12 protein-coding genes are annotated in these 12,671 nt (G+C 63.4%); 2 read left to right on the top strand and 10 right to left on the bottom strand.

Features of this window, described 5'->3' with window-relative positions:
* Position 1 precedes the first annotated feature (1 nt).
* Positions 2-1,690 (top strand): ArnT family glycosyltransferase, encoded by a 1,689-nt coding sequence (locus WHT83_RS20110; RefSeq protein ID WP_406872193.1) that lies wholly within the window; start codon positions 2-4, stop codon positions 1,688-1,690.
* Between the two features lie 243 nt (positions 1,691-1,933).
* On the opposite strand, the gene WHT83_RS20115 is transcribed toward WHT83_RS20110, so the two are convergent.
* From WHT83_RS20115 to WHT83_RS20145, 7 genes are all read right to left on the bottom strand, one after another.
* Positions 1,934-2,908: an ABC transporter substrate-binding protein gene (locus WHT83_RS20115; RefSeq protein WP_108607586.1), complete on the bottom strand. Its 975-nt coding sequence runs from the start codon at positions 2,906-2,908 to the stop codon at positions 1,934-1,936.
* Positions 2,909-2,958: 50 nt separating this feature from the next.
* Positions 2,959-4,092 carry an ABC transporter permease gene (locus WHT83_RS20120; protein WP_199914465.1) on the bottom strand — a complete coding sequence of 378 codons (1,134 nt, stop codon included), beginning with the start codon at positions 4,090-4,092 and terminating at the stop codon, positions 2,959-2,961.
* Positions 4,089-4,967: an ABC transporter permease gene (locus WHT83_RS20125; protein ID WP_108607585.1), complete on the bottom strand. Its 879-nt coding sequence runs from the start codon at positions 4,965-4,967 to the stop codon at positions 4,089-4,091. The genes WHT83_RS20120 and WHT83_RS20125 overlap by 4 nt, the downstream gene beginning before the upstream one ends.
* A gap of 6 nt (positions 4,968-4,973) precedes the next feature.
* Positions 4,974-5,795 carry an ABC transporter ATP-binding protein gene (locus WHT83_RS20130; protein WP_406872194.1) on the bottom strand — a complete coding sequence of 274 codons (822 nt, stop codon included), beginning with the start codon at positions 5,793-5,795 and terminating at the stop codon, positions 4,974-4,976.
* Between the two features lie 178 nt (positions 5,796-5,973).
* Positions 5,974-7,425 (bottom strand): dihydropyrimidinase, encoded by a 1,452-nt coding sequence (gene hydA, locus WHT83_RS20135; RefSeq protein ID WP_406872195.1) that lies wholly within the window; start codon positions 7,423-7,425, stop codon positions 5,974-5,976.
* A 153-nt stretch (positions 7,426-7,578) separates the two neighbouring features.
* Positions 7,579-8,829, bottom strand: coding sequence for a Zn-dependent hydrolase (locus WHT83_RS20140; RefSeq protein ID WP_406872196.1), 1,251 nt, complete (start codon positions 8,827-8,829; stop codon positions 7,579-7,581).
* 170 nt (positions 8,830-8,999) lie between these two features.
* Entirely contained in the window at positions 9,000-10,328 is a 1,329-nt protein-coding gene (locus WHT83_RS20145) for an aspartate aminotransferase family protein (protein ID WP_108607582.1), read from the bottom strand.
* A 239-nt stretch (positions 10,329-10,567) separates the two neighbouring features.
* Here WHT83_RS20145 and WHT83_RS20150 point away from each other — a divergent pair, with 239 nt between their 5' ends.
* Positions 10,568-11,200: a TetR family transcriptional regulator C-terminal domain-containing protein gene (locus tag WHT83_RS20150; protein WP_183262328.1), complete on the top strand. Its 633-nt coding sequence runs from the start codon at positions 10,568-10,570 to the stop codon at positions 11,198-11,200.
* A 25-nt stretch (positions 11,201-11,225) separates the two neighbouring features.
* Here WHT83_RS20150 and WHT83_RS20155 read toward each other — a convergent pair whose 3' ends face one another.
* From WHT83_RS20155 to WHT83_RS20165, 3 genes are all read right to left on the bottom strand, one after another.
* Positions 11,226-11,597, bottom strand: coding sequence for a DoxX family protein (locus WHT83_RS20155; RefSeq protein WP_406872197.1), 372 nt, complete (start codon positions 11,595-11,597; stop codon positions 11,226-11,228).
* A 65-nt stretch (positions 11,598-11,662) separates the two neighbouring features.
* A complete protein-coding gene (locus tag WHT83_RS20160; RefSeq protein WP_406872198.1) occupies positions 11,663-12,121 on the bottom strand; it encodes a carboxymuconolactone decarboxylase family protein in 459 nt (152 codons plus the stop codon).
* Entirely contained in the window at positions 12,118-12,651 is a 534-nt protein-coding gene (locus WHT83_RS20165; protein ID WP_406872199.1) for an RrF2 family transcriptional regulator, read from the bottom strand. Before WHT83_RS20165 ends, WHT83_RS20160 begins: the two co-directional genes overlap by 4 nt.
* Between the last annotated feature and the right edge of the window lie 20 nt (positions 12,652-12,671).

A 12,671-nucleotide genomic window follows, 5' to 3' on the forward strand; every position in this document is an offset into this window, starting at 1 on the left:
CATGCTGGCAACCGGAATCAAAACCACAGAGACCCAGCACAAGTCTTTGTCTCTGTTCAGCTATCTCCTGCTCGCAGCACTCTGCCTGTTTGCCTTCGCACCCGGCATTTCCACCCTGCCGCCGACCGACCGCGACGAGTCGCGCTTCGTCCAGGCCACCAAGCAGATGGTCGAGAGCGGCGACTATGTCGACATCCGTTTCCAGGACGTGCCGCGCTACAAGAAACCAGCCGGAATCTACTGGCTGCAGTCGGCCGCCGTCCTGGTCAGCGGAAAGGGCAGCGATGCCCCGATATGGGTCTACCGGCTGGTTTCGGTGCTGGCCGGCACCTTCTCGGTCCTTGCCCTCGCCTTCGTCGGCGACCGCATGTTCGGCCGCACGGCAGGCGTCGTTGCCGGCCTCGGCCTCATGGGTATCCTCATGCTCGGCGTCGAGGCACGCATCGCCAAGACCGACGCGACTTTGCTCGCCACCGCCCTGCTCGCCCAGGGTGCGCTCGCAGCCGTCTATCTCGGCCACAAGGCCGGCCGGCCGCAGGGCAAAGCCAACTGGCTGTTCTGGATCGCCCACGGCCTTGCCCTGCTGATCAAGGGCCCGGTCATTCCGTTCCTCAGCCTGCTCACGGTCGCCACCATCGCCATCCTCGACCGCGACCGCTCATGGCTGCGCAAGCTCCGCCCCTTCACCGGCATCCTGGTGACGCTGCTCGTCGCAGCTCCGTGGCTGATCCTGATCACCATCAAGACCGGCACCGAATTCTGGCAGGAATCGGTCGGCAAGGACCTGTTGAGCAAGGTCGGCTCCGGCCAGGAATCGCATGGCTTCCCACCCGGCTACTACTTCCTGACCTATTCCGTGTTCATGTGGCCCTTCGCTTTGGTGGCGCTCGAAGGCGGGCTGAAGGCGCTCAAGCACTTCCGCGACGACCCCCGGCTTTTGTTTTGCCTCGCCTGGTACCTGCCCTACTGGATCGCCATCGAGCTGATCCCCACCAAGCTGCCGCACTATGCGATGCCGGCCTATCCCGCGCTGCTCCTGCTGATGGCCTGGTCGCTGACCGATCCGTCCGCCGCAGGCATCGAGCTGTCGCGCTGGCAGCTCTGGATCCGCAGGGCCTGCGCCTTTGGCGTCTTCGGCATCAGTGCCGGCCTTGCTGCCATCGCACTCGGCATCACGCCCTATTTCCTCGGTCAGTTCTCCTGGTGGGGCCAGTTGGCCGGTCTGCTTGTTCTGGTTGCCGCTACCCTCGGCGCCGGCATGCCGAGCGACATGTCGCCGCTCAAGCGCACCGGCATTGCCGCGGCTGCTGCCGCCGCAGCCTTCGGCGTGCTGACCCTGAAGGTCCTGCCGCCGCTCAAGCCTTTGTGGCTTAGTCCGCAGATTGCCGAGCAGTTCGAGAAACTGAAGCCCTGCACCACCTCGGTGCTCGCTTCCGCCGGCTACAGCGAGCCGAGCCTGGTCTTCCTCGCCGGCACCTCGACCCAACTCACCAATGGCAAGGGCGCGGCAGCGGCCCTGGCGGCCGATCCCGCATGCGCCATTGCCGTGGTTTCGGCGGCCGAAAGCAAGGCCTTCCTCGCTGCCGTGCCGGGCGGCGCAGCAGCGCTCAGGGAGCGCGGCCGCATCGAAGGCACGAACTATTCCAAGGGCGAGTCGCGCACGCTGACCTTCTACGTGGTGGCGAAGTAGCGGCAGCCCCCTTGCCAGTGGCTTGGGCGTGCGTCCTTTGAGGCTCGCCCAAGACAAGTCAGCCCCAAGCCGTCAGCGGTCAGGGCGGGGCTCGCACCTCAGGATGAGGACCGTTGCGCTGACCTCCCTCATCCTGAGGAGCCCGCGAAGCGGGCCTCGAAGGACGCACCTCAAACTCCAACCTCGAAAAAGAAAAAGGGGCGGTTACCCGCCCCCTTTCCAGATCGTCCGGTCATCCAGATCTTATTTGATCGCCTTGTCGGTGATCGTGGACGTCCAGGCGCCCGAAGGCTCCTTGGTGATGATCTTCTGCGCCAAAAGCGCTTCTGCTGTTCGCTTGTAGGCCGCCTCGATCAGCTTGCCGTCGGCATTGTCGATCAGCTTGGCCACTTCGCCCATCATGCGCTTCTGGTGGTTTTCGTCCTGGCCGCCATTGTCGACGACGATGCCGGCTGCCTCGTCAGGATTGTCGACGGCGTATTTCCAGCCCTTCATCGAGGCGCGCACGAAGCGAACCATCTTGTCTTCGAAGGCCGGGTCCTTGAGCTTGTCTTCCATCGCATAGAGGCCGTCTTCGAGCAGGTCGTTGCCCATCTCCGTATAATTGAAGACGGTCAGTTCTTCGGGCTTGAAGCCGGCATCGATCAGCTGCCAGTATTCATTGTAGGTCATGACCGAGATGCAGTCCGCCTGCTTCTGGATCAGCGGCTGCACGTCGAAACTCTGCTTCAGCACGGTCACGCCATCGGCGCCGCCTTCGGTCGACAGGCCGAGCTTGTTCATCCAGGCGAAGAACGGATATTCGTTGCCGAAGAACCAGACGCCCAGCGTCTTGCCCTTGAAGTCGGCTTCGGTCTTGACCGGCCCGTCCTTCGGGCAGACCAGCTCCATGCCCGCCTTCTTGTAGGGCTGGGCGATGTTGACCAGGCCGACACCCTTTTCGCGGGCCGCCAGCGCGCCGCCCATCCAATCGACGATGACATCGGCGCCGCCACCGGCGATCACCTGCTCCGGTGCAATGTCAGGGCCGCCCGGCTTGATGTCGACGTCGAGGTTTTCCTCGCCGTAGAAGCCCTTTTCCTTGGCGACGTAGTAGCCGGCGAACTGCGACTGCGTCACCCACTTGAGCTGCAGCGTCACCTTGTCGGCGGCAAGTGCCGCCTGCGCGGCGGCCAGCGACATCGCTCCCGCCATCAACGATATCATCAGTCTCTTCATCTTCTTTTTCCCTCTGAAGTTGGACCGCGGCCCCGCCCAAGGAGCTCAGGTCACGCCCGCCCACCACGGACAGACGGATGCCAGAAAGTGGTGGCCCTCTCGATCAGGGCGACCACGCCATAGAAGACGGAACCGGCCAGAGCCGCAACAGCGATCTCCGCCCAGACCATGTCGACATTCATGCGCCCGATCTCGGTCGAGATGCGGAAGCCCATGCCGACGATCGGCGTGCCGAAGAATTCGGCGACGATGGCGCCGATTAGCGCCAGCGTGGAGTTGATCTTCAACGCATTGAAGATGAAGGGTGCGGCCGCCGGCAGGCGCAGCTTGAACAGCGTCTGCCAGTAATTGGACGCATAGGTGCGCATCAGGTCGCGCTCCATGTGCCCCGAGGCCGCGAGGCCCGCGACCGTGTTCACCAGCATCGGGAAGAAGGTCATGATGATGACCACGGCAGCCTTCGACTGCCACTCGAAGCCGAACCAGATCACCATGATCGGGGCGACGCCGATAATCGGCAGCGCAGACACCATGTTGCCGATGGGCAAAAGTCCTTTGCGCAGGAACGGCACGCGGTCGGCCAGGATCGCCACGGCGAAGCCCGAGGCACAGCCGACGATGTAGCCGAACAGCACCGCCTTGAAGATCGTCTGGCGCACGTCGGCCAGAAGGATCGGCAGCGAATTGCCGATGCGCGCGGCGATCGCACTTGGCGGCGGCAAAAGGATGAACGGAACGCCCGCCCCCCGCGTCACCGCTTCCCATATGATCAGGATCCAGGCGCCGAAGATCGCCGGGATCAGCAGGCGCAGCAACGTCCTGGCCTGCGTCGACACCGGCCGGATGGCCGACAGCACCGCAACGCAGCGCCAGGCCAGCAGCCAGGCGGCGGCAAGCAGCAGGAAGTACGGCATCCGCGCCGTGCCTTCATTGCCTGCGATGCCAGATATCAGCAGCCAGGCAGCGCCATGCGCTCCGACGAAAAGCACAGCGGCGCTGGCGAGTCCGGAAAACATGGCGAAAGAGGCCACGGCAGGCAAGGCGATGAGGCCGACGACAAGCGACGTCATGCCGCTCGACATCGGCGCGGTAGCTTCGGCCGTCAGCATCGGCACCGTCGCCATGGCGACGGCGCACAACGCCAGCGCCAGCCCGGCTTGCCAGGACGGTTTGGAGTTCATCATGCCGGCCGCCCTCCCATCGAACGTTCGACAACCTTGCCGACGATCCCCACCAGTACAACCAGCATGGCCGCCACCACCGAGCCGGCGACGAGTGCCGCCCACATGTCGATGGTCTGGCTGTAATAGGATCCGGCGAGCAGTTTCGCGCCGATGCCGGCGACAGCACCTGTCGGCAACTCACCGACGATGGCGCCGACGAGGCTCGCTGCCACCGCCACCTTCATCGAGGCGAACAGGAACGGCACCGAGGCCGGCACGCGCAGCTTCCAGAACGTCTGAGACGCGCTCGCATTGTAGGTGTGCATCAGGTCGAGATGCATGAGATCGGGGGAGCGTAGCCCCTTCACCATGCCGACGGCGACGGGGAAGAACGACAGGTAGGTCGAGATCAGCGCCTTGGGGATCAGCCCGGTGATTCCGATGGCCGCCAGCACCACGATGATCATCGGCGCCACGGCCAGGATGGGAATGGTCTGCGAGGCGATGATCCACGGCATCAGGCTGCGGTCGAGCGCGATGACATGGACGATGCCGACCGCGATCAGGATGCCGAGTGCCGTTCCGAAGGTGAAGCCAAGCAGCGTCGACGACAGCGTCACCCACGAATGATAGACGAGGCTGCGCGCGCTGGTGACCTTCCTCAGGAAGGTGTTTTCGAAGAAGTTCTGCGCCACCTGGTGCGGCGCGGGCATGGTCGGCTTGGGCTGCGACAGCGTCTTGCCGACGAATTCCACGGTACCTGGCGTCAGGCCTGCCCGCCGATCGAGGTCGCGCTGGAACGGCGCGTTCATGTAGACGGCAAACGCATACCAGGCGGCGACGATGACCAGCAGGATGGTGATAACGGGAATAATCCGGTCTCTGAGGCGGTCCATCGCGGCTCAATCCTCGTAGGAATGGCCGGCGCGCAGCCCGTCGCGGACACGCGCGGCGATCGCCAGGAATTCCGGGCTCTCGCGGATGTCGAGCGGTCGCTCTGTGGGCAGCGTCGACTCGATCACGTCGGTGACACGCCCGGGCCTTGGCGACATCACCACGATGCGCGTCGACAGATACACGGCCTCGGGAATCGAGTGGGTGACGAAGCAGATCGTCTTGTTGGTCTGCCGCCACAGCCGGAGCAACTGTTCGTTGAGATGGTCGCGCACGATCTCGTCGAGCGCGCCGAACGGCTCGTCCATCAAGAGCAGATCCGCGTCGAAGGCCAGTGCGCGCGCAATCGAGGCGCGCTGCTGCATGCCGCCCGACAGCTGCCAGGGATATTTCTTCTCGAAGCCGGAGAGATTGACCAGGTCCATCGTGCGCTTGATGCGCTCTTGCTGCTCTGCCTTCGAAAGACCGATGATCTCGAGCGGCAGCCCGACATTGCTTTCGATCGTGCGCCACGGAAACAGCGCTGCCGCCTGGAACACATAGCCGTAGGCCCGGGCCTCACGTGCCTGTTCGGGCGTCATGCCGTTGATCGAGATCTTGCCTTCCGTCGGCTGCTCGAGATCGGCGATGACCCTGAGGAACGTCGTCTTGCCGCAGCCCGAAGGGCCGATGAAGGAGACGAACTCGCCCTTGTTGATGGTCAGATTGACGTCCGCCAGCGCCCGCACCGGGCCGTCATTGGTCTGGAAGGTCAGCCCCAGTTGTCTGGCTTCGACGACGGCGTTCTGATCGACGCTTGTCGCCGTGGCTTGATTGACTGTCATGAGCATTGCCCGACTTTACCCCACATCATGCCATCCTCTCCGAAGATGAGGCGGGCGTCCACTTGATCGGGATGTTTTTGCTGGCCTTGAAACCGGACGTCTTTCCGGCGCCATCCTTGCGGCCGCAAGGCGCGGCCGCCATCCCTGTTCGGTACACGGAAATTGCCTGCGAACGCGCAGGTGCTCACACCCCGGTCGCCGGGATGCCTGTGCGTTCGACCTTGCGCGGCGCGGTGATCTCCTTCCACTGCGACAGCGCCCGATTGACGGCGGCATGCGGTTCGCGGGCGACGAATTCGCCGTGGCCGGGATTGGCCTTCACCTCGTGCTCCTGGATCGCCAGCTCGCCGCGCGTGAAGACGAAGCGCGGCAGTCCGGTCACCTCGATACCCTCGAAGACGTTGTAGTCGATGACCGACTGCTGGCTCTTCGCCGCGATCGTCTTCTTGCGCTTGGGGTCCCACACGATGACGTCGGCATCCGCGCCTTCGACGATCGCGCCCTTCTTCGGGTACATGTTGAGGATCTTGGCGATGTTGGTCGAGGTCACCGCCACGAACTCGTTCATCGTCAGCCGGCCGGTGTTGACGCCCTTGGTCCACAGCACCGGCATGCGGTCTTCGAGCCCGCCGGTGCCGTTGGGGATCTTGGTGAAGTTGCCGACGCCGGTGCGCTTCTGCTCGGTCGTGAACGAGCAATGATCCGTCGCCACCACCTGCAGCGAACCCGCCTGCAGGCCGGCCCACAAAGAATCCTGGTGCAGCTTGTTGCGGAAGGGCGGGCTCATCACCCGGCGCGCCGCATGGTCCCAGTCCTTGTTGAAATATTCGGTCTCGTCGAGCACCAGATGCTGGATCAGCGGCTCGCCATAGACGCGCATGCCCTTCTGCCGGGCCCGGCGGATCGCCTCATGCGCCTGCTCGCAGGAGGTGTGCACGACATAGAGCGGGCTGCCCACCATGTCGGCGATCATGATGGCGCGGTTGGTCGCCTCGCCCTCCACTTCGGGCGGGCGCGAATAGGCATGCGCCTCGGGTCCGTTATTGCCCTCGGCCAGAAGCTTCGCCGACAGCTGGGCGACGACGTCGCCGTTCTCGGCATGCACCAGCGGCAGCGCGCCGAGCTCGGCGCAGCGCTTGAAAGACGAGTACATCTCGTCGTCGTCCACCATCAGCGCGCCCTTGTAGGCCATGAAGTGCTTGAACGAGGTGATGCCCTTGTCGACGACTTGGGCCATCTCGTTGAACACCTGCTCGCCCCACCAGGTGATCGCCATGTGGAAGGAGTAATCGGAACAGGCCTTCGACGTCTTGTTGTCCCACATCTGCAGCGCTTCGAGCAGCGACTGGCCGGGCGCCGGCAGGCAGAAATCGACGACCATTGTCGTGCCGCCGGAAAGCGCCGCACGTGTGCCGCTTTCGAAGTCGTCGGCCGAATAGGTGCCCATGAACGGCATTTCGAGATGGGTGTGCGGGTCGATGCCACCGGGCATGATGTAGCAGCCGGTGGCATCGAACTCGTGGTCGGCATGCAAGTTCTCGCCAATGGCGACGATCTTGCCATGCTGGATCAGCACGTCGGCCTTCCACGTCCGGTCGGCCGTGACGATGGTGCCGTTTCTGATGACTTTGGTCATTATGAAGTTCCCCTATTCGTGCCGCGCCTCTTTGCGAGCGTTTCGGCAAAGTTTCATATCATCTAAGGACGCCAACTCCGCGCAGGCCAAGCGCAAGCCACCCTTCCCCGATCGGAAAAAGGGCTGCCTGGGCAGCAATGTCGGTCCGAAGGCTCACTCCACGATCTCCGCCGTCTCGACCACGGCATGGAACAGCACGTCGCAGCCGGCGGCGGCCCATTCCGGATAGATTTCCTCGGCCTCGTTGTGGCTCAGGCCGTCGACGCATGGACAAAAGACCATCGCCGTCGGCGCCACGCGATTGATCCAGCAGGCGTCGTGGCCGGCACCCGAGACGATGTCGCGATGGCTGTAGCCGAGCCGGTCGGCGGCGTCGCGCACGGCCTTGACGCAATCCTTGTCAAAGGCGACGGGATCGAAATGGCCGACCTGCTCGATCTCGAACGAGATGTCGAGCGCCTCGCAGATGGTGGCGATGCCCTCGCGCACACGCGCATCCATCGTGTCCAGCACCTCCTTTTCCGGCGAGCGGATGTCGATGGTGAACACCGTGCGCCCGGCAATGATGTTGCGCGAGTTGGGATAGACCTCCATGTGGCCGACGGCACCGACGGCGTCTGGCTGGTAGTCCATCGCCACTTCATGCACCAGCTCGGTCACCCGCGCCATGCCGAGCCCGGCATTGCGGCGCTTGTACATCGGCGTCGAGCCGGTGTGCGCCTCCGTTCCGGTCAGCGTCACCTGCAGCCACTTCAGGCCCTGGCCGTGGGTGACGACGCCGATCTCGATCTCTTCGTCCTCAAGGATCGGCCCCTGCTCGATATGCAATTCGAAGAAGGCCTTCATCTTGCGCGCGCCGACCTTTTCCGCACCCTTCCAGCCGATGCGTTCCAGCTCGTCGCCGAAGCGCTTGCCGTGCGCATCCTGGCGCGCATAGGCCCAGTCCTGCTTGAGCACGCCGGCAAACACGCCGGAAGCGAGCATTGCCGGGGCAAAGCGGGTACCCTCTTCGTTGGTCCAGTTGGTCACCACGATCGGATGCTTGGTCTTGATGCCAAGGTCGTTGAGGCTGCGGATGACTTCGAGCCCGCCAAGCACGCCGAGCACGCCGTCGAACTTGCCGCCCGTCGGCTGGGTATCGAGGTGGCTGCCGACATAGACCGGCAGCGCCTCGGGGTCGGTGCCTTCGCGCCGGGCAAACATCGTGCCCATCTCGTCGATGCCCGTTTCAAGGCCGGCAGCGTCGCACCATTTCTTGAACAGGTGGCGGCCCTCGCCGTCCTCGTCGGTCAGCGTCTGGCGATTGTTGCCGCCGGCGATGCCGGGACCGATCTTCGCCATTTCCATCAGCGAATCCCACAAACGGTCTGAATTGATTCGCAGATTCTCGCCTGGGGCGGCCATGGCCAACGTCCTCTCATTCTCTTGTTCTGCCCGGAAACCCCAGCGGTTCCCGGCGCCGGATTTCCTTCGGTGGCTTTCGCCCGGAGCCCCATCCGTTGGACGGGACACCTTTTGTCTCTCGGAGCTGTCCCCGGAGAGCTGGACGCCCTCCGGGTTCAAGTTCCTGTCGATCAGTCGACCGCCCTCAGCACCTCGCGGACGTGATCGATCAATTCGTCGATCTGGCCCTTGGTGATGATCAGCGGCGGCGACAGCGCGATGATGTCGCCGGTGGTGCGGATCAGTGCGCCACGCTCGAACGCCTTGACGAAGGCCGAGAAGGCACGCTTTGTCGGCGCTCCGGCAATCGGCGATAGCTCGATCGCGCCGATCAGGCCGATGTTGCGGATGTCGATGACGTGCGGCTCGCCCTTCAGCGAGTGCAGCGCCTCTTCCCAATAGGAGGCAAGCTCGGCGCCACGGGTCAGCAGCCCCTCTTCCTTGTAGGTGTCGAGGGTGGCGAGTGCCGCAGCCGAAGCTATCGGATTGCCCGAATAGGTATAGCCGTGGAAGAACTCGATCATGTGCTCGGGGCCGGTCATGAAGGCGTCGTGGATTTCCTTCTTCACGAACACCGCACCCATCGGGATGACGCCGTTCGACACACCCTTGGCGGTGGTGATGATGTCGGGAATGACGCCGAAATAGTCTGCCGCAAACGGCGTGCCGAGACGGCCGAAACCGGTGATGACCTCGTCGAAGATCAAAAGGATGCCGTGCTTGGTGCAGATATCGCGCAGCTTCTGCAGATAGCCCTTCGGCGGGATCAGCACGCCGGTTGAGCCGGCGACCGGCTCGACGATGACGGCAGCGATGGTCGAGGCGTCATGCAGGGTGACGATGCGCTCGAGCTCGTCGGCCAGTTCCGCGCCATACTCCGGCTCGCCCTTGGTGAAGGCGTTCTTGGCCGGCAGGTGGGTGTGCGGCAGGTGGTCGACGCCGGAAAGCAGCGTGCCGAACATCTTGCGGTTGGTGACGATGCCGCCGACCGAGATGCCGCCGAAATTGACGCCGTGATAGCCGCGTTCGCGGCCAATGAGGCGGGTACGCGCGCCATCGCCCTTCACACGATGATAGGCCAGCGCCATCTTGAGCGCGGTCTCGACCGATTCCGACCCGGAATTGGTGAAGAAGACGTGGTCCATGCCCTCGGGCGCGATGTCGACGAGGCGGTTCGCCAGTTCGAAGACGATCGGATGGCCCATCTGGAAAGCCGGCGCATAGTCGAGCTCGGCGGCCTGTTTCTGGATCGCCTCGGTGATCTTGGGCCGGCAGTGGCCGGCATTGACGCACCACAGGCCTGCGGTGCCGTCGAGAATCTTGCGGCCGTCGCTGGCCGTGTAATGCATGTCCTTGGCCGCAACCATCATGCGTGGCGCCTGCTTGAACTGCCTGTTCGAAGTGAACGGCATCCAGAATGCGCTGAGATCATTGGGCGTAACTTTTAGCCTGTCCGACATGACCAAGCTTTCCTTTCTTCCCCTGTTTCGATACGGCCAACGCTTGGTCTTCGGTGCGTTTTTGTGTTACGCAATTTTTTGACCGATTGGACAAACGTTAGCACCGCCGCTTCGGCGGTCAAGGGATTACTACCGGAAATGCGGCTTCTGAGGCGCGCTCCACAGGTCGGCAAGAACTGGTCCAGCGGATTGGTCCAGATGCATCCCGTATGCACCCTCGAATGCGGGACATCATGACCATGGAAGGCTCGACACCGCGCGGCCGCACCCGCATCCAGAAGGAGAAGCGCGAGGTCATTCTCGAAGCAGCGCTCGAAGTATTCTCCACCAACGGTTTCCGCGGTTCGACCATCGACCAGATCGCCGAAGCGGCGGGCATGTCCAAGCCCAATTTGCTCTATTATTTCCGCCGCAAGGAAGACATCCACGAAACGCTGATGCACCGGCTGCTGGAAACCTGGCTGGCGCCGCTGAAGGAGCTCGACAACATCGGCGACCCGATGACCGAGCTCAGGAGCTACATCAGGCGCAAGCTCGAAATGGCGCGCGATTTTCCGCGCGAGAGCAGGCTCTTCGCCAATGAGATCCTGCAGGGCGCGCCGCGCATCATGGCGATGCTCGAAGGCGAGCTGAAAACACTGGTCGACGAAAAGGTCGAAGTCATCAAGGGCTGGATGCGATCGGGCAAGGTCGCCCAGGCCGATCCCTGGCACCTGATCTTCGCCATCTGGGCGACGACCCAGCACTATGCCGATTTCGACGTCCAGGTCCGCGCCGTCCTCGGCCCCGACCGTGGTGGCGAAGGACGCTTCGAAGATGCCGCCCGCTTCCTGGAACAGCTTTTTGTTGAAGGGCTTAGGCCGAAAGGCTGAATCAATTCGGCAACGGCACCAGCCCTTATTGGCCGGCCGCGATCACGAACAGAAAGCTGCCAGCCAAGGCAACGTTACCAACAACGCCATTGATGCGCGCGGCACGTTCCGGCCCGACATGATCCCAGAAATTGTGGAACATCAAGGTTCCGCCGATGAGGAAGGCAATCAAGGCAGCGGCCGCATACGGGGCTTGGAACCCTGCAATCAGCATCGATCCGGCAACGGTCTGGAGCACGATGCCGGCCCATAGCACGAGCCGCGCCTGCGGCACGCCACGCGCGCCCATCATGCCGGCCAAAAGCTTTGCATTGGCGATATTGCGCAGCCCGGCGAAAACGAAGGCGCCGCCTAGAAGCAGGCGGCCGAAAAAGGCCAGCATCGAAGGTTCAAGCATCAGTCTCTCCCAGGCGATCGCCCGTGGGCGACCGCCGCAAATCCGATTTCGGTCTGTTGTGATGGTCAGGCGGCCTTGGCTTCACCCACCGGGTGGACGGCATGGAACGAGACGCAAAGCCGGTTCCAGGTGTTGATCATGCCCAGCGCCACGGTGAGCTTGACTAGGTCCTCCTCGGAGAAATGCTGGCGAGCTTCGGCATAAAGATCAGCTGGCACGCCGGCGTCGGCGATGTTGGTGACCGTCTCGGTCCAGGCGAAGGCCATGCGCTCGCGCTCGGTATAGAGCGGCGATTCTTTCCAGGCCGCGACGAGCCAGAGGCGCTGCTCGGTCTCGCCGTCTGCCTTTGCCTCGCGGCTGTGCATGTCGACGCAATAGGAGCAGCCATTGATCTGTGACGCCCTGAGCTTGATCAGGTGCAGCAGGCTGTGCTCGAGCCCGCATTCGTTGACCGCCTTATTGAGCGCGACCAGATGCTTCGTCAGTTCGGGTGCAGCTGTATAGAAGTTCAGCCTGGGTTTCATGGCATCTTCCTTTCGTTGATGGTTCTTGCCTTGGAAATCTGCGGCCGCTGGTTCTGCGCCACGAAGGCGCAACTGGCGGCCACGACACGCGGATCGGCATCCGTTGTGAAATCGGCGACGATGTCGGAGAGCCGCGTCTCGGCGAGCGCGGTGCGATAGGCCCGCTCGGCCTTGAGCATGGCAACGTTGATGCCGCAGGGCTTCACATAGGCCGACGAGTCGAGCGAATACGCCCCCTTCTGCCTGATCTCGCCGCAGCGGAACGCAGGCTCCCTGCCCTCGATGGCGAGCACGATGTCGAGCAGCGTGATCTTGTCCGCCGAACGCGCCAGCCGGTAGCCGCCACTTGGCCCGGGTACCGATTCCAGGATCTTCGTGCCGGTCAGGGCCTTCAGGTGCTTGAGCAGATAGCTCGGCGAAAGCCCGAATGCCTCGGCCATCACATTGCCCGGCAGCGTGCCGTCGCCGTCGACGCCCGCCAGCAGCGCCGCACAATGGATCGCAGCCTCCACGCCGTCACCCAGCTTCATGATCGCCACTCCTAATCATG

It is taken from the genome of Aminobacter sp. P9b, assembly GCF_045345995.1.
GTDB classification, from domain to species: domain Bacteria; phylum Pseudomonadota; class Alphaproteobacteria; order Rhizobiales; family Rhizobiaceae; genus Aminobacter; species Aminobacter niigataensis.